The 15,718-nt window shown below is 68.5% G+C and carries 15 protein-coding genes and 2 pseudogenes; 4 read left to right on the forward strand and 13 right to left on the reverse strand.

What is annotated here, in order from left to right; genetic code table 11:
• Positions 1-667: 667 nt before the first annotated feature.
• Genes OIE13_RS00360 through OIE13_RS00370 form a run of 3 tightly spaced genes read right to left on the reverse strand, consistent with a single transcriptional unit; the run spans position 668 to position 3,706 of the window.
• On the reverse strand, positions 668-1,711 hold the full coding sequence (locus tag OIE13_RS00360) for a prenyltransferase (protein WP_326644270.1): 1,044 nt from the start codon (positions 1,709-1,711) through the stop codon (positions 668-670).
• Positions 1,708-2,421, reverse strand: coding sequence for a class I SAM-dependent methyltransferase (locus OIE13_RS00365; RefSeq protein WP_326644268.1), 714 nt, complete (start codon positions 2,419-2,421; stop codon positions 1,708-1,710). The genes OIE13_RS00360 and OIE13_RS00365 overlap by 4 nt, the downstream gene beginning before the upstream one ends.
• A 40-nt stretch (positions 2,422-2,461) precedes the next feature.
• Positions 2,462-3,706, reverse strand: coding sequence for a glycosyltransferase family 4 protein (locus OIE13_RS00370; protein ID WP_326644265.1), 1,245 nt, complete (start codon positions 3,704-3,706; stop codon positions 2,462-2,464).
• Between the two features lie 291 nt (positions 3,707-3,997).
• On the opposite strand from OIE13_RS00370, the gene OIE13_RS00375 reads away from it, so the two are divergent.
• Positions 3,998-5,026, forward strand: a complete 1,029-nt coding sequence (locus OIE13_RS00375; protein ID WP_326644264.1) for a GDP-mannose 4,6-dehydratase — start codon at positions 3,998-4,000, stop codon at positions 5,024-5,026.
• Positions 5,027-5,169: 143 nt separating this feature from the next.
• On the opposite strand, the pseudogene OIE13_RS00380 reads toward OIE13_RS00375, so the two are convergent.
• The 7 genes and pseudogenes from OIE13_RS00380 to OIE13_RS00410 form a co-directional block, all read right to left on the reverse strand.
• Positions 5,170-5,364, reverse strand: a pseudogene (locus OIE13_RS00380) (DNA-binding protein); the annotation flags it as partial.
• 46 nt (positions 5,365-5,410) lie between these two features.
• Entirely contained in the window at positions 5,411-6,616 is a 1,206-nt protein-coding gene (locus OIE13_RS00385) for a cytochrome P450 (RefSeq protein ID WP_326644262.1), read from the reverse strand.
• Positions 6,617-7,037: 421 nt separating this feature from the next.
• On the reverse strand, positions 7,038-8,147 hold the full coding sequence (locus OIE13_RS00390) for a sensor histidine kinase (protein ID WP_326644260.1): 1,110 nt from the start codon (positions 8,145-8,147) through the stop codon (positions 7,038-7,040).
• Positions 8,148-8,584: 437 nt separating this feature from the next.
• Entirely contained in the window at positions 8,585-8,755 is a 171-nt protein-coding gene (locus tag OIE13_RS00395; RefSeq protein ID WP_326644258.1) for a FadR/GntR family transcriptional regulator, read from the reverse strand.
• A gap of 37 nt (positions 8,756-8,792) precedes the next feature.
• Positions 8,793-9,812, reverse strand: a complete 1,020-nt coding sequence (locus OIE13_RS00400; RefSeq protein WP_326644256.1) for an MBL fold metallo-hydrolase — start codon at positions 9,810-9,812, stop codon at positions 8,793-8,795.
• A 25-nt stretch (positions 9,813-9,837) separates the two neighbouring features.
• Positions 9,838-10,392, reverse strand: coding sequence for a hypothetical protein (locus tag OIE13_RS00405; RefSeq protein ID WP_326644254.1), 555 nt, complete (start codon positions 10,390-10,392; stop codon positions 9,838-9,840).
• A gap of 143 nt (positions 10,393-10,535) precedes the next feature.
• Complete coding sequence (locus OIE13_RS00410) at positions 10,536-11,144, reverse strand: TetR family transcriptional regulator (RefSeq protein WP_326646888.1); 609 nt, start codon at positions 11,142-11,144, stop codon at positions 10,536-10,538.
• A gap of 296 nt (positions 11,145-11,440) precedes the next feature.
• Between OIE13_RS00410 and OIE13_RS00415 the strand changes: the two genes are divergently transcribed.
• The 3 genes and pseudogenes from OIE13_RS00415 to OIE13_RS00425 form a co-directional block, all read left to right on the forward strand.
• Positions 11,441-11,791 (forward strand): Zn-ribbon domain-containing OB-fold protein, encoded by a 351-nt coding sequence (locus OIE13_RS00415; RefSeq protein ID WP_326829376.1) that lies wholly within the window; start codon positions 11,441-11,443, stop codon positions 11,789-11,791.
• Positions 11,791-12,195 (forward strand): MaoC/PaaZ C-terminal domain-containing protein, encoded by a 405-nt coding sequence (locus OIE13_RS00420; protein WP_326644251.1) that lies wholly within the window; start codon positions 11,791-11,793, stop codon positions 12,193-12,195. The genes OIE13_RS00415 and OIE13_RS00420 overlap by 1 nt, the downstream gene beginning before the upstream one ends.
• A 15-nt stretch (positions 12,196-12,210) precedes the next feature.
• Positions 12,211-12,666 (forward strand): annotated as a pseudogene (locus OIE13_RS00425) (lipid-transfer protein); the annotation flags it as partial.
• Positions 12,667-12,845: 179 nt separating this feature from the next.
• Here the strand turns inward: OIE13_RS00425 and OIE13_RS00430 are convergent.
• The 3 genes from OIE13_RS00430 to OIE13_RS00440 are packed head-to-tail and all read right to left on the reverse strand — an operon-like array spanning position 12,846 to position 15,366.
• Positions 12,846-14,261, reverse strand: coding sequence for an EF-hand domain-containing protein (locus tag OIE13_RS00430; RefSeq protein ID WP_326644249.1), 1,416 nt, complete (start codon positions 14,259-14,261; stop codon positions 12,846-12,848).
• Positions 14,258-14,995 carry a polyprenyl diphosphate synthase gene (gene uppS, locus OIE13_RS00435; RefSeq protein ID WP_326644247.1) on the reverse strand — a complete coding sequence of 246 codons (738 nt, stop codon included), beginning with the start codon at positions 14,993-14,995 and terminating at the stop codon, positions 14,258-14,260. Before uppS ends, OIE13_RS00430 begins: the two co-directional genes overlap by 4 nt.
• Before the next feature lie 20 nt (positions 14,996-15,015).
• Positions 15,016-15,366, reverse strand: coding sequence for a carbohydrate-binding protein (locus OIE13_RS00440; protein ID WP_326644245.1), 351 nt, complete (start codon positions 15,364-15,366; stop codon positions 15,016-15,018).
• Positions 15,367-15,718 lie beyond the last annotated feature (352 nt).

Here is a 15,718-nt window from a genome sequence, read left to right on the forward strand (position 1 = left end):
CCGGCGCCTCCGGAGCCGACACCCTCGGCTCGGAAAAGTCAGGCCCCGGAAAGCCGGTCCCGGAAAAGTCAGGCCCCGGAAAGCCGGTCCCGGAAAAGTCAGGCCCCGGAAAGCCGGTCCCGGAAAAGTCAGGCCCCGGAAAGTCAGGCCCCGGAAAGCCGGTCCCGGAAAAGTTCGGCAGGGGGGAGGGAGCCGATGACTCCCGCGGGCACGAGGGCTCGGGTGAGGTGGGCGATCCCGGCAGGGCCGGGTGCTCGGCGGGTTTCGGGTGGCCGGTCGAGCCCGCGGGTTTCGGGTGGCCGGTCGAGCCCGCGGGTTCCGGCGGATACGGGGGGACCGGAAGGTTCGGAGGGGGCACGAGGTCCGAGGGGGTGAGGAGCGGCGGGTCCGGGGTGCTGTCCGGGATGCCCCCGGTGCCGGGCTCCGTGTCGGTTCCTGTGCCGGTTCCAGCGCCGGCCTCCGTACGGGCCTCCGTACGGGCCTCCGTACGGGCCTCCGTGCCGGCCGTCTCGACGTCATCGCTCTGAGCTACCGTCCGAGTGCCCTCCGCATTACTCACGGACCCGAACGTAGTGAGCCGCATTCAGCCCTTCAAGCACCGTGTTTCTGATTCCGTGCAAAGAAAACGCCGACGCCTCGGCCGATGTCGTGGCCGGAGGCCGGGAGGTCAGCTCCTGGAGTGGGTGTGGCTGCAGCCGCAGGCGGCGGTGGGGCGGTCGGTCAGGTACTTGCCCGCGTCGCGGAAGATGCCCGCGGCGGAGGTGTGCCCGCTCAGCGCGTCGGCGGCGAGCACGACCGCGGCCGCGGTGTAGGCGGAGTGCTCGTGGGGGAACCACTTCTCGTTCACGAACTGCCAGCCGGTCCAGTAGGAGCCGTCCTCGTGCCGCAGGTGCTGCATGTCCGAGAAGAGTCTCCGCGCCCGATCCCGGTCGCCCAGCGCGTCGAGGGTGAGCACCAGCTCGCACGTCTCGGCGCCGGTCACCCAGGGCTGGTCGGAGACGCAGCGGATGCCGAGGTCCGGTTCCACGAAGGTGTCCCACTCCTCGGCCAGCCGAGCCCGCGCGGCCGGGCCGCGCACCGCGCCGCCCAGGATCGGGTAGTACCAGTCCATCGAGAAGCGGCTCTTGTCGGCGAACGCCTCGGGGTGGGCGGCCAGCACGTGGCCGAGCTGGTCGGCGGCCAGTTCCCAGTCGGGTTGCGGGTCGCCCAGGTGCTCGCCGAGCAGCACGCCGCAGCGCAGGCCCTGGTGGATGGAGGCGCAGCCGGTCAGCAGCGCGTACCCGGCGGGCCTGCCGTCGGCCGCGCGCTCCCAGACGATCTCGCCCCGGGTGGTCTGCAGGCCGACCACGAAGTCCAGTGCCGTCCGGACCGTCGGCCACATCCGCCGGGCGAAGTCCTTGTCCCCGCTCACCAGCAGCTCGTGCCAGACGCCGACCGCGATGTAGGCGGCGTGGTTGGACTCCCCGCCCTGCTCGACGGCCTGGCCCCCGACCAGCTTCATCGGCCAGGAGCCGTCGGACCGCTGCGTGCGGACCAGCCAGTCGTACCCCCGGCGAACGGGATCGGTCAGCCCCGCCACGCTCATCGCCATCAGGCACTCGATGTGGTTCCAGGCGTCCACGTGTCCCTCGGGCCACGGGATGCCGCCGTCGTGCTCCTGTACCGTCGCGATGCTCTGGGCGGTCTGCACGACCTGTTCCCAGGAGATCATGCGGGCTTCCGGACGTAGAGCACCACGCTCTTGCCGATGAGCGGGTTGAGCACGGCCTCGGCGATCCTGGTGGCGGCGGGGCGCTTCATGATGTCCCAGACCAGCAGTTCGTGGTACGCCTTGGCCAGCGGGTGGTCGTTGTTGTCGACGCCGACCGCGCACTTGATCCACCAGTACGGCGCGTGCAGGCCGTGGGCGTGGTGGTGCGGGCCGATGGTGAAGCCCGTCGACTTGAGCTTCGCGCTCAGCTCGGCCAGCGTGTAGATGCGGACGTGCCCGCCGGGAGCGGTGTGGTACGCCTCGTCGAGTGCCCAGCAGATCCGTTCCGGCAGGAAGCTCGGCACCGTGACGGCGGCCTGGCCGCCCGGCTTGAGCACCCGGAAGATCTCCCGCATCGCGGCCATGTCGTCGGGGATGTGCTCCAGCACCTCGGCCGCGATCACCCGGTCGAAGCTGCCGTCCTCGAACGGCATGTCGAGCGCGTCGCCCGTCACGGTGTCCGCCGTCGCCTCGGGCGGCACCTCGCCGGCCTTGTCCATCGCGGCGAACATGTTCGCCACACCTTCCAGCTCTCCCGCGTCCATGTCGAAGGCCACCACGTCGGCACCGCGCCGCAGTACCTCGAACGCGTGGCGTCCGCCGCCGCACCCCAGGTCCAGCACCCGGGTTCCCGGACCGACGGGCAACCGGTCGAAGTCGACAGTCAGCACTGGCCGCTCCTTGTGAGAGGTGATCGTTTCAGGGTGTCGCTCACTTCGCGCGGCGGGCCTGGATGGCCTCGTGGTAGGCCTCCACGGTCCGCTTGGCGACGACGTTCCAGGTGAAGCGTTCCATGACCCGGTCGTAGCCCTTCTTGCCCACCGCGGCCCGCTCCTCGGGAGAGTCGTGCAGGCGGCGCAGCACCGCGGCCAGTTCCTCGGGGTCGCCGGGGGCCACCTGTATGGCGGCGTCGCCGACGACCTCGGGCAGCGCTCCGGTGCGGCTGGCGACCAGCGGGGTGCCGCAGGCCATGTGCTCGACGGCGGGTAGCGAGAAGCCCTCGTACAGGGAGGGGACGACCGAGATCTCCGAGGTGGCGATCAGCTCGCCCAGTTCGGTGTCGGAGATGCCGTGCACGAATCTGACCCGGTCCCGCAGGGCCAGCTCGCCGACGAGCTTCTCGGTCGGGCCACCGGGGGTGGGCCTGCTGACCACGGTCAGGTGGACGTCGCGCTCGGTGGCGAGCTTCGCCACGGCCCGCAGCAGCGTCGCGACGCCCTTCATCGGGGAGTCGGCGCTGGCCACCGCGACGATGGAGCCGGGCCGTTTGGGGAGCTCCGGGCGCGGGTGGAAGTAGCGGGTGTCGACGCCCAGCGGGATGAGCCGCATGTTCTTCTGGGGCACGTTGAAGTCGCGGTGGATGTCGGCGAGGGAGGACTCGCTGACGGTCAGGATCGGGCTGAGCCGCGGCGCGACCTTGGCCTGCATGCGTACGAAGCCGTACCAGCGCCTCATCGAGAGCTTCTTGCGCAGCGGGGCCGCCTTCAGCTCGATGCGCCGGTCCACGCTGATCGGGTGGTGGATGGTCCCGACCACGGGGAACAGCTTCTGGATGCCGAGCAGTCCGTAGCCGAGGGTCTGGTTGTCCTGCACCACGTCGAAGTCGCCGACGCGCTTCTTCAGCTCGCGGTACGCCCGCAGGGTGAAGGTCAGCGGCTCGGGAAACCCGGCGGTCCACATGGTGCCGACTTCGAGCAGGTCGATCCAGTCGCGGTACTCGCGGAGGCCGGGGGTGCGGAAGGGGTCCTCGTCGCGGTACAGGTCCAGGCTGGGGACCTTGGTGAGGATGACGCCCTCGTCGAGCTCCGGGTAGGGCTGGCCGGAGAGGACCTCCACGCTGTGCCCGAGGGCGATCAGTTCGCGGCTGAGATGACGCAGGTAGACGCCCTGCCCACCGCAGGTCGGCTTACTGCGATACGACAGCAGTGCCACCCGCAGTGATTCAGCACCCGGCACGGCAACCCCTTTCTCACCCTGCCCGAAAGGGGACAGGTACCGTGAAAGATGACCTTAGTCCTCGGACACTACCATTCGGTGGCTCTGTTGTACCTGATGTGGAATTGTTCCTAGGGTGCGCCTCACCGGGTGCGAGCTGGGAGGTTAACCTGACCGAACAGGATTCGATGGAACGTGTTCTAGGTACGCTGTGAGGGAGATAGTGCTCACACAAGGGTGTGACGGTACATTCGCCAATCGAACGGCATAAGACCAGGCATAGGTCCTGCACCCGCAAGCGAGGAGGACGCGTTGGCCAGGCGCGCGCTGATCACAGGTATCACCGGGCAGGACGGGTCCTATCTGGCCGAGTTCCTGCTCGGTCAGGGCTACGAGGTCTTCGGTCTGGCCCGGGGACAGGCCAATCCACGCGTCTCAAGGCTCCGCAAGCTCCTGCAGGGCGTTCAGCTCGTCCGGGGCGATCTGCTCGACCAGGGCTCGCTGATCTCCGCGGTCGAGAAGGTCCAGCCCGACGAGGTCTACAACCTGGGCGCCATCTCGTTCGTCCCCATGTCGTGGGAGCAGGCCGAGCTCACCGGCGAGGTGAGCGGCATGGGCGTGCTGCGCATGCTGGAGGCCATCCGGGTCTGCTCCGGGATCTCCTCCTCGCGTACGGCCGCGGGTTCCGGGCAGATCCGGTTCTACCAGGCGTCCTCCTCAGAGATGTTCGGCCAGGTCCGCGAGACCCCGCAGACCGAGACCACCCCTTTCCACCCCCGCTCGCCGTACGGCGTGGCCAAGGCGTACGGGCACTTCCTGACGCAGAACTACCGCGAGTCGTACGGCATGTACGCGGCGTCGGGGATCCTGTTCAACCACGAGTCCCCGCGCAGGGGCGCCGAGTTCGTCACCAGGAAGGTGAGCCTCGGGGTGGCCAAGATCAAGCTCGGCCTCGCCTCCGAGCTGCGCCTGGGCAACATGGAGGCGCGTCGTGACTGGGGGTTCGCCGGGGACTACGTCCGCGCGATGCACCTGATGCTTCAGGTGGACACGCCCGAGGACTACGTGATCGGCACCGGCCGCACCCAAACCGTCCGCGACCTGACCGAGGCCGCTTTCACCGCAGCCGGGCTCGACTGGGAACGGCACGTCGTCATCGACCAGACCCTGCACCGCCCCGCCGAGGTCGACCTGCTCTGCGCCGACCCGAAGAAGGCCCGTGCCCAGCTCGGCTGGGAACCGGAGGTCACCTTCGAGGAGCTGGTGGCGATGATGGTCGAGTCGGACATGAAGCTGCTCTCCGACGGCGGCGACCCCGACCAGGACTCCTCCTGGCCCTGAGAGCTTGGAGAGCCCTGAGAACCCGAGAGCCCGGAGCATCCGAGAGGAACCGCTGGAACCGCCGCGGGGGAAGGTGGAGGCGTGAGGCGAATCACGGTCCACCTCGGCAGGACGGTGGCACGGCTGAGCCCGTCCCGGTGGTGTCAGGTCTTCCCGGCCTCCGGGTCCCCGGGTTTGGCGGCGGTGCGGCCGGCGAGTCGTTCGTAGCGTTGTTTGGCCGCCTGGGGGGTGCCGAGGCCGAGACCGAAGGCGATCTCCTGCCAGGTGAGGTCGCGGCCTCGTGCCATGAGAAGGAGCGCCGCCTCCAACTCGTCCATCTCCGCGCGGGCCCGGGGGAGACGGTGGGCGTTGCCTCCGCCCCCGCGAGGACGGAGGCGGCGGATCTCAGGTGATGGAGACCGGCAGGTCCTTGATGCCGTTGATGAAGTTGGAGCGGAGCCGTCGGGCGGGACCGGCCTGGGCCAGGTTCGGCAGTCGCTCGGCCAGCACCTCGAAGAGCACCCGCAGTTCCAGCTTGGCGAGGTGGTTGCCGAGGCAGAAGTGGGCGCCGCCGCCGCCGAAACCGATGTGCGGGTTGGGGTCGCGGCCGATGTCGAAGGTGCCGGGGTCGGCGAATACGTCCTCGTCCCGGTTGGCGGAGCCGTAGAAGACCACGATCTTGTCGTCGGCCTTGACCTCCTGGCCGCCGATCGTCGTGTCCTCGGTGGCCGTACGGCGGAAGAGGTTCACCGGGGAGACCCAGCGGACGACCTCGTCGGCCGCGGTGCGGGCGAGGGTGCGGTCGGTGACCAGGCGCCGCCACTGCTCGGGGTGTTCGAAGAAGGCGAGCATGCCGCCCGAGGCCGCGTTGCGGGTGGTCTCGTTGCCCGCGACCACGAGCAGCAGCACGAACAGGTCGAACTCCTCCTCGGTGAGGGTCTCCCCGGCGGCGTCGGGCATGATCAGCTTGGTGACGATGTCCTCGCGGGGCTGTTCCCGGCGCTCGGCGGCCAGGGTGTTGGCGTAGTCGTGGATCTCCGTGGCCGCGTCCGTGCCCTCGGCGGGGTCGGATGCGTAGTCCGGGTCGTTGGCCCCGATCAGCCGGTTGGACCAGTTGAAGATCTTGTCCCGGTCCTCGACGGGGACGCCGAGCAGCTCGCAGATCACGTACAGCGGCAGCGGGGCGGAGATGTCCCTGACGAAGTCGACCGAGTCGCGCGCCTTGGCCTCGTCCACCAGTTCGTGGCAGATGTTGCGGATGTGCTGTTCAAGGGCGCCCATCATGCGGGGGGTGAAGCCCCGGTTGACCAGGGAGCGCCGCCGGGTGTGCTCCGGCGGGTCCTGGTTGAGCATCATCAGCCGCTGCAGGGCGAGCTGGTCCTCGGGCATCTCGTCGAAGAGCGAGAGCTTCCTGCTTGAGGAGAACAGATCGGAGCGGCGCGAGACCTGCACCACGTCGGCGTGCTTGGTGACCGCCCAGAACCCCGGCCAGTCCCGCTCGGCGTCGCCCGGGTGCGCGTAGACCGGCGCGTTCGCCCGTAGCCAGGCAAACTGATCGTGGGGCGCGCCGTTCCGCCAGTAGAAGTCCTGGTCGACCAGATCGATGTCCATCGGTCCTCCTGCGCGAACCGGGTCCCCGGTCCTGTGACGCGGCTCGTTGTCGGTGCGGCCTGCGGTGCGGTCGGCGGCGTGCCCTCCCGGTCGCGAGGCGTGTTCCTCGCGGGACATCCGTCGTGGACACGGCGAGCGCGGGACCTGTCGATGTTCCCGCCTCCCGCCGGGGCGCGCTGAACCGCCAGATACTTTATCGAGCGCTTGGGCGGACTACTTTCTGAAACGTGTTCTATTACGCCAGGGGGGTCGCGTCAAGTCGCGGTCTCCCGGGGGCGGTCCTTCGCGATCTCGGGGGGCGGCCACCTCGTTGACGATCGTGTAGGATCTGTCGGCCCGGGCGTCGATGGCCAGGACGGCGCCGTCACGGCCCGGGACGAGTGTTCCGCCTCGATCGTCCAGGACCTGGTGGATTCTTCACTCACTGTCTCGTGCTCGCCGACAGCCCGACCGGCCGGGGGAAGCGTGCGACGAACCGTGCTCCGCAAGAGCTGTCTTCGATCGTGAGGGTGCCGCCGTGGGCTTCGGCGATCTGCCGGGCGATAGCCAGGCCCAGGCCGCTGCCGCCGGAGTCCTTGGCGCGGGCGTCTTGCAGGCGAGTGAAGCGCTGGAAGATGAGTTCCCGCTGCTCGGGCGACACCCCGTTCCCGTCGTCGTGGACCTCCAGCACCGCCACGTCGCCCCGGTGCTCGATGGTGACCGTGACGCTGGTGCGGGCGTGGCGTTCGGCGTTGTCCAGGAGGTTGTGCAGCAGTCGTTCCAGGCCGATCCGTTCGCCATGGACCATCACGCCGCTGCTGAACCTCCTGACCACCCTGACCTTGCTTTGCCGGCGGTCGCGCTGCCGATGGTCGAGCTCGCCGTCCACTAGGACGGCGAGGTTGAGTAAGTCGTGCTGACCGATGATGCCCGCGTCAAGTCGGGAGAGCTCCAGCAGGTTGGTCACCAACTCCTGTAGCCTCTCGACGCTTTCCAGCAGCTTGTTGCCGGTTTCCCCCCAGTCGGTCTCCTCCGGATCCATGAGCGCTTCCTCGATCTCGGTACGCATGGCCGTGAGCGGGTGGCGCAGGTCATGGGAGGTGTCCGAGGCGAACCTCAACTGCTGCTGGATCGCCGTCTGGGCCCGTTCCAACGTTTGGTTGGTGCTCTGCGCAAGCTTCTTGAACTCGTCATCATGGTTCGGCAGCGGAACCCGCTCGCTCAGATTGGAAGGCCGGATCGTGGCGAGTTTCCCGCTGATGGCGCACACCGGCTTGAGGGTCTTGCTCATCATCCAGTACGTCCCGAGCGCAGTGGTCGCGATCAACAGAAGTGAACCGCCGATGAGTCCGGCCAGGACGGCTACGTTTCCATAGAGCGGAGGCTGGGGAGCGGCTATCAGCAGCAGCAGGGTGGCGGAAGTGCAGACCAGCGCCATGACGGCGCTCGCCACGGTGGTCACACGGGTTTTGACGGAGCAGTGATGCCATGCGCTCAAGGTGATCACCCCAGCAGCGCCCTGGATGCGGCTGCGGACGAGATACTGGTCCAAACAGCGGATGAGTTCTCCTTATTCCGATATGGCCTAACCTCGCAGCGCCAAGCCGGCCGACGCAGTTGCCGAAAGAATCCGAGCCGTCCGCTCAATCTCTGCGGCGGTAGCGATCAAGGGCGGCCCCATGGCCGCGCGGCCCGCCGCGCGCCCGGCGGCCAGCCGGCCGGACATGCGGCTTAGGGGCCGGTCCCGGCCGGCGCCGCCCGGTGCGCTCCCACCGACCGACACTGCCGCCCAGTTCCTAAAGGGGGTCCGGCCAAGGTGAGCTCAAAAGCCGCAACGCAAGATCAACAACACTGCGGCCTGCACGATGAGGAGGACTTTGTCGAGCTTGGCCCAGCAGGCAAGCTTCCTGCTGGGCTTGCTGTAAGCGGCGAACCGCCGGTCATGACGGGACTGGGTGCACGGCGACGCCGGCGCCGAGCACCTCGGTGTCATCCCTGTGGGACTAGGGCCAGCGCCCTGACCGCCTCGCGCAGGGAGTTGCGCGAGAGGCCGAGCCGGTCGGCCAGGTCGGCCTCCTTGGGCAGTCTGCTGCCCGGGGAGAGCTCGCCGGACAGGATCATCTGCTTGATCCTGTCGATAGCGGCGTCGGTGACCGCCACTCCGCACCGTCCTCAGGTTTCGCCAGACATCCGATGTCTACGAGTGTATGGCGAACCGGACCGGATCCACCCCCGTCACGCGGCGGATGATCCCGCGAACCTCGAGCGTGCGCAGATGTGCCGCCGCCTCCCCGGCCGCCATCCCGCGCAGCATGGGGGGGAAGTCCTCCCACGGGCGGTTCCAGATCATCCGCCCGGCGATCTCCCAGATGGTCAGCGGCTCCTCCGCCTCGGCGAGCAGGTCTGCCAGCCATCGGAGCTTCTCCTCGTGATGGATACCGATCTCCGCCGCCCGAGCCGCCGTGTCCGGAAAAATCCATTCATGGGCGGGCATGGCTTCGAGTTCGCCCAGGCCCTTCACCTTCTCCAGCGACTCCAGGAAGTCGGTGAGCGGGTCGACGTCGGCCCGGTCGTACGGGTAGATGCCGATGTGCGGGGTGATCGCCGGCAGCACGTGGTCGCCGGTGAAGAGCCGGTCGGCGTCCTCCAGGTGCAGGCAGACGTGGCCCGGTGTGTGGCCGGGGGTCCAGATCGTACGGAGCCTGCGGCCCGGCAGGTCGATCAGGTCGCCGTCGGAGAGAACGCGGTCCGGCAGCGCGGGCGGCTTCGGCCGGTTCCCGGTCACCTCCTCCACCTCGACGGTGCCCGCCCCCGCGCGGCGCAGCATGTCGGCCTGAAAATCGCGGTGCGCCTCACCCTCAAGCTCGCGCATGAAGCCGACCAGTGCGGCGTCGGCCTCGTGCATGGCGATCCACGCGCCGGACTCCTCCCTGACCTGTCCGGCCAGCCCGGCGTGGTCGGGGTGGAAGTGGGTGACGACCACCCCGCGCACGTCGCGTACGTCCATGCCGACCGCGCCCAGCCCGTCGCGCAGGGCCAGCCACGCCTCAGGGGCGTTCCAGCCCGCGTCGATCAGCACCGGCCCGGCGGGGGACTCGATCGCGTAGACCAGGGTGTAGCCGAGCGGGTTTCCCGGAATCGGGACGGGCACGCTCCACACACCGCCACCGGTGTCGAACGGACGCTGCTCGCTGTACGGCCTGCGGCGGGATTTCAACGGTGGTGCTCCTTACCGGCGCCGCTCAAAGGCGCTCCAGGACGGTCGCGGTCGCGAGCGCCCCGCCCGCGCACATCGATACCGGCGCGGTCGAGGAGTCGGACCGCTCAAGCTCGTGCAGGGCGGTGGTGATCAGCCGGGAACCGGTCGCGCCGACGGGGTGGCCGAGTGCGATGGCGCCGCCGTTGACGTTGACCCGTTCCATGTCTGGCTTGTGCACCGATGACCAGGATGGGACCACCGATGCAAAAGCCTCATTCACCTCGTACCTATCGATATCAGACGCGCTCATCCCGGTGGCGGACAGGGCCTTGGCCGTCGCGTCCACCGGCCCGTCCAGGTGGTAGTACGGCTCGGCGCCGACGAGTGCCTGGGCGAGGACGCGGGCCCTGGGGCGCAGGCCGTGCCGGGCGGCGGCCTCCTCGCTCATCAGCAGCACCGCCGCCGCGCCGTCGGAGATCTGTGAGGAGGTGCCTGCGGTGTGCATGCCGCCCTCGCCCATCACGGGCTTGAGCCCGGCCGGCCCTTCGACCGTGCTCTCGCGCAGCCCCTGGTCCCTGCCGACGATCACTGCACCCATACGATCACTGCACCCATACGATCTCCTCGCCCGTCGGCTTGGAGTTCGCGGACACCGGGCGACCGTTCCCGTTCGCCCGCCCGCGCGTCGCTCCAGAACGTCGCTCTAGTCGCCTGTCAATGCGACTGTAACGGGTTCTAATTTCAGGCGGAAGGCGGGGGCCGGAAATCGGCGAGCAGGCGCTCGGCGGCGATCTCGATGCGCCGCTGGATCTGCTCGTAGGTGCGGCGCCCCCTGAGCATCTCCAGAAGCTCGTGCACCCAGATGCTGGACAGCGAGCCCGCGAGGGCGAACTGCTCCTCGGTGGCGGTGTCAACGGTGAGGTCGTCGCCGGCGACGCGGAGCAGCAGCCCGGTCATCCGGTCGCCGAACGGCGTCTCGACCTCGGCCATGATCAGCGAGCGGATGAGCGCGTCGGCGAGTTCGGGTTCGCGCATCAGGCCGCGGGTGGCGCGCATCAGGATGTCGACGGCCCGCCCCGAGGCCGCGGTGGCGCTGGGCGGGCGGCGCTCGATGCTGCTTTCGAGGAGATCGATCTCCTCGCCCACGACGGCGACGACAAGATCCATCTTGGAGGGGAAGTACCGATAGAGCGTTCCCAGTGCGACCCCGGCGCGCTCGGCGACGGTCCGCATCTGCATCGCCTCGACACCACCCCGCGAGGCGAGCGCGGCGGCGGCCTGGACGATGCGCTTGCGTCGCTGGTGCTGGCTCCTGGTGCGGACGCCCGTGGACGCCGGTTCGCTCTGCATGCCGGATGTCTTCTCGGTCGTGACCGGATCGAGGTCTCTCGGGACGTGCCTGTCGGCCGCGTGCCGGGTGACCGGCACGTCGGTTGACACATGCGGGGTGCGCATGAGAACACGTTATCTGATTTCTGGATACTCCGGCGGGTTACTCGCTGGTCACAAAGATGCCCCGCGCTTACACGGCATATGCGGTGCTGCGGTTATGCGGTGATGTGTTGTGATCAGTCGGCTCTGGACACAGAATAGAATCTGTTCTACTTTTCGGGGCGGCTGGCCTGGGCATCCTGGCGGGAGGCGCAATGTCCGAAGAGACGCCGGCGGCATCGACGACGAGTTCATCCGGCACGGGCGAGCCGCGCCATCCGCCGGGGCCGGTCTGCCCCTCGTGCCGCTCGGTCGCGCGCACGTACGTGACGGCGAGCGGTGAGGGCGAGGTCTACAGCTACGTCGTCCACCACAACCCCCCGGTCCCGGGGCGGGAGACGCCCTTCGTGGTCGCGGTGGTGGAACTGCCGGAAGGGGTGCGGATCGTGGGCAACGTGGTGGACTGCGCCCCTACGCGGGTGGGTATCGGTATGCCGGTGCGCCTGACGTATCGCCAGATGGACGACGAGCTGATCCTGCCCATGTGGGTCCCCCGGGAGGCGTGATGCGGATACTTACCGACGACGAGGTGCGGGTCGGAGCCCTCCTCCCCGAGCTCGTGATCGAGTTGACCCCCACGCTGGTCGTCTCGACCGCACTCGCGACCATGGACTTCACCCCCGTCCACCACGACGTCGAGGGTGTGAGGGCGCAGGGGTCAAAGGACATCTTTCTCAACATTCTGACCACGATGGGCCTCGTCGAGCGCTATGTCACGGACTGGGCCGGACCCGAGGCGATCATCCGCGGTATCAACGTCAAGCTCGGCGTCCCCGCGTACGCGGGCGACAGGCTGGCCTTCGGCGGCACCGTGGTCGCCTGCGAGGACGGCGAGTTCACGGTCGAGGTCCACGGCAGGGTCAGCCTCGGCGACCACGCCTCGGGCACCGTCAGGTTCGCCCTCCCGTAGAAAGGCCCTCACCAGCTGCGCAGGCACGCCGCCACCAACCCGGACGCCTGGTTCCACGGGCGCCCGATCACGCTGGAGGAGCACCAGGCGTCGAAGTGGATCGCGGAGCCGCTGCACCTGCTCGACTGCTGTCAGGAGAGCGACGGCGCGGTGGCGCTGGTGGTCACCTCCGCCGAGCGGGCCAGGGATCTGCGCAGGTCACCCGCGCTGATCACCGCCGCCGCCCAGGGCGCGGGCGCCGACCAGATGACGATGACCAGCTACTACCGGGACGACATGACGGGCCTGCCGGAGATGGGGGTGGTCGGCGGCCAGCTCGGCGAGGCGTACATCCACGGGATGAACGGTATCGCCGAGGCCGTCAGGCAGATCCGCGGCACCTCGGCCAACCAGCTCGCCTCGGTACGCAACGTGCTGGTCACCGCGGGCACGGGCGTGCCGACCAGCGGGCTTGTCCTGTCGGCGGAGTGACCCGGCGCCGCTCGCGGCGGCTTCTGGTCGCACCTCGGCCGGACCCGTATCAGCCCTCTCCGGCTTACTCGGTCTGCCCCCTGGCTAGTGGGGCGTCTCCGAACCTTGACCGGGCTTTTCCGGGCCGGAACGTCTGTTCCCCGCTGCGGGTTTCCCGGTCAACGTTCGGTGTGGGGCCACTAGGACAGGAGGGAGGTGTAGGCGACCGAGTGCTGTTGCCCGGACATGAAGGATAGGAACTGCCTGACGAAAGCGCTGCGCGAGTAGCTGTCGTCTCTGCCGGTCAGATCTCGGTGGAAGGCCGTGCGGAACAACGTCTGATACTCCTGGGCGTCGATCTTCTGGTCGTCGTCGACGTCGGTGACGTCGAACAGCACGTCGGCGATCCTGACCAGTCCGGAGCTGGGCAGAGAGGCAGCTGAGGTGGCGTATTCCTGACGCGTGACGCGTCCGTCGCCGTCGGCGTCGAGATTGGTCTGCAACTCCCGCCACCAGGCGGCGTAGGCGTTGTAAAGCCGCTCCTCGCCCTGTTCATCCAGGTCGAGCCGAGTGGCGATCTCCCTGGCCATGGCGGCCAGGTCGGGCCAGCCGAGGTAGCCGTCGCCGGTCTGGTCCAGGACCTCGGCGAAGAACTGGTCAGCCGAGCGTGTGGCCTGACTGACCTCGTCGGGAGCCGGGGTGATGAGTCTGAGCATGGCCGCGGCCTGGTCGGCCTTGCGGCGTACGTTCTCCCACGGTCCGGAACCACCGGCGTGGTCGGGATCCAGCAGGCTCATGAACGAGCCGACGTGCACCCAGCTGTTTGGAAGCAGGCGGGTGGCGAACCCGGTGGTCAGGTAGGCCGCGTGCATGAGCACCCGCGCCCCTGGAAGGTCAGGCAGGGCGGCACGTCGGCAGAAGGATTCCGGCAGCGACGCGATGGTGACCGCGGCGGCCACCGGGCCTGCCACGGCCCGGCCCGCGGCCCACACCGCGGGATGGCCGCGCAGCAGGGGCGGCGCGGGCACATTGGCGAAGAGCCGGTAGATGATGACGCGCACCGCCTCGGTGCTCTCCAGGCGATGGTCGATCATGTCGTCGTAGTAGGGCCAGAACTCCTGCAACGTCGCGGGAAGCTGGTCGCTGTTGCCCTCGAGCAGGGCCAGGAGCGTCCGGAACTCGGCGTAGAGCTGTTCCATCGCGGGCCTGTCGAGCGACTCACCGCTCAGCCGATACATCGTCACCGCCGACTCGAACAGGGTCGCCACCACCCAGGCGCGTGCTTCGGCGTCCATCGCGTCGTAGCGGCGGCCTTGCGGGTCGGTGCCCGAGATGCGGGCGTGCAGGCGGTTGAGGCGAGCCGCCTCCCGGCTGCGAACGTGCCGGTCCGGGTCGAGCATCCGCTGCGTGCTCACCATGGTGTTGCGCAGACGCCGCCACGGATGCGTCACGAACGTCGAGTTTCTGATCAACGCCGCGCCGATCTGCGGGTGTGCTGCTTCCAGAACCGTGGCGCGGGCCACCGCAAGGCCCCAGCGTGCCTCGTTGGCGAGGCGGTGCAGCATCGAGTTCGGACCGAAGGCGTCGGCGGTCTCCTCAGCGGTGGTCTGGTTCATCGAAGTCCCTCTCCCGTCGTGGCGGTCGGCTGGCGGACATCGCCGAATCGGCGCTGGCGCCGCCGGTAGGTGTCAAGGCATTCCCAGAGGTGGGTCGCGCGAAAGTCGGGCCATAGAACCTGCGGGAAGACCCATTCGGCGTAGGCCACTTGCCAGAGCATGAAGTTGGAGATCCGTTGCTCTCCCGAGGTACGAATGACCAGGTCCACATCCGGTGTGTCGGAGTATGGGAGATGCCGGGCGAAGGTGGCCTCGGTGACCTGCTCGGCGGGTACGGCGGCGTGGATCAGTGAACGGGCGGCTTCCACGATGTCGCGACGTCCCCCGTGATCGAAGGCGATCGTCAGCGTCATTCGCCTGTTGTCATTGGTGAGCGTCATCAGATCGGCGATGTCCTGAGCCAGCAGTGGCGGGATCCGCGGATCGGTCATGCCCAGGAACCTGCACCGGACACCTCGCGCGTGCAACGCCGGCGCATGCTTGCGGATGGTCCGGCGCACGAGCCTCATCAGGATGTCGACCTCGCCCGCCGGCCTCCGCCAGTTCTCGGTGGAGAAGGCGTACAGGCTCAGCCACTTGATGCCGGCCGAGCGTGCCGCCTCGATGGCGTCGATTACGGCGGCCTCTGCCGCCTCGTGGCCTGCGGTGCGCGGCAGCGATCGCTGCGCGGCCCACCGCCCGTTCCCATCCATCACGCAAGCCACGTGACGCGGCAATCCACTGATGATTTCCATAGCGAAGCGTGACTATAGCATTACCCACGGTATTGCCTGGTGTCGCAGTCCGTAACCGCCGGATGGCGGCACGGAGGAAGGGGGAACGGAGGAAAGGCGAACAAGGGAAGGGGGAGCGCGGGAAGGGCGCGGCCGGTGGGCGGCGTGCCGCCGCAGGTGCCCTTGTCGGTCCAGACGGCGGCGGTGCCCGGGGTCTCGTTCTGGGTCCACCACTGCGCGTACCAGTTGCGGCTGTTGTACGAGGCGGTCATGCCGCCGGTGTAGACGGCCGAGGAGTTCCATGCGGCCGCGCAGCTCTCGGCGGAGGCAGAGGACATCGGCAGGACGACCGCGAGCACGCCCGTGACCGCCAGGGCGGCGAGGGTTGCCATGATGCGCTGTCTCAACACTAGATCACTCCCATGGGGGAAACCGGATGGTTTGGGGTGTCCGGACGGTCGGACTTTGGTGCGGTGCCGGCCTGCGTCATCGCGTTCGCGCAGCTCACGTTTGGATCGGGTGGGTCTCCCACTAGGCGGGGGCCGCCAACCCGATATTTCTCTTAGGAAAATTTCCTAAGAGTTATCGTGATGCCAGCCTTGACGGATCGCTGTCGCAACCTGTTCGGTCGTTGAGTTCCGGCATCGCGGGCCGGGCGCGTTCCAAGTGCGGGAAACCTCGTGCACCACCGGCTCACCAAAGCGCATTCCGCCCAGTTAGCTATTAGATGTAACTTTTATCGGC

The sequence above is a fragment of the Streptosporangium sp. NBC_01810 genome (genome assembly GCF_035917355.1).
Taxonomy (GTDB): domain Bacteria; phylum Actinomycetota; class Actinomycetes; order Streptosporangiales; family Streptosporangiaceae; genus Streptosporangium.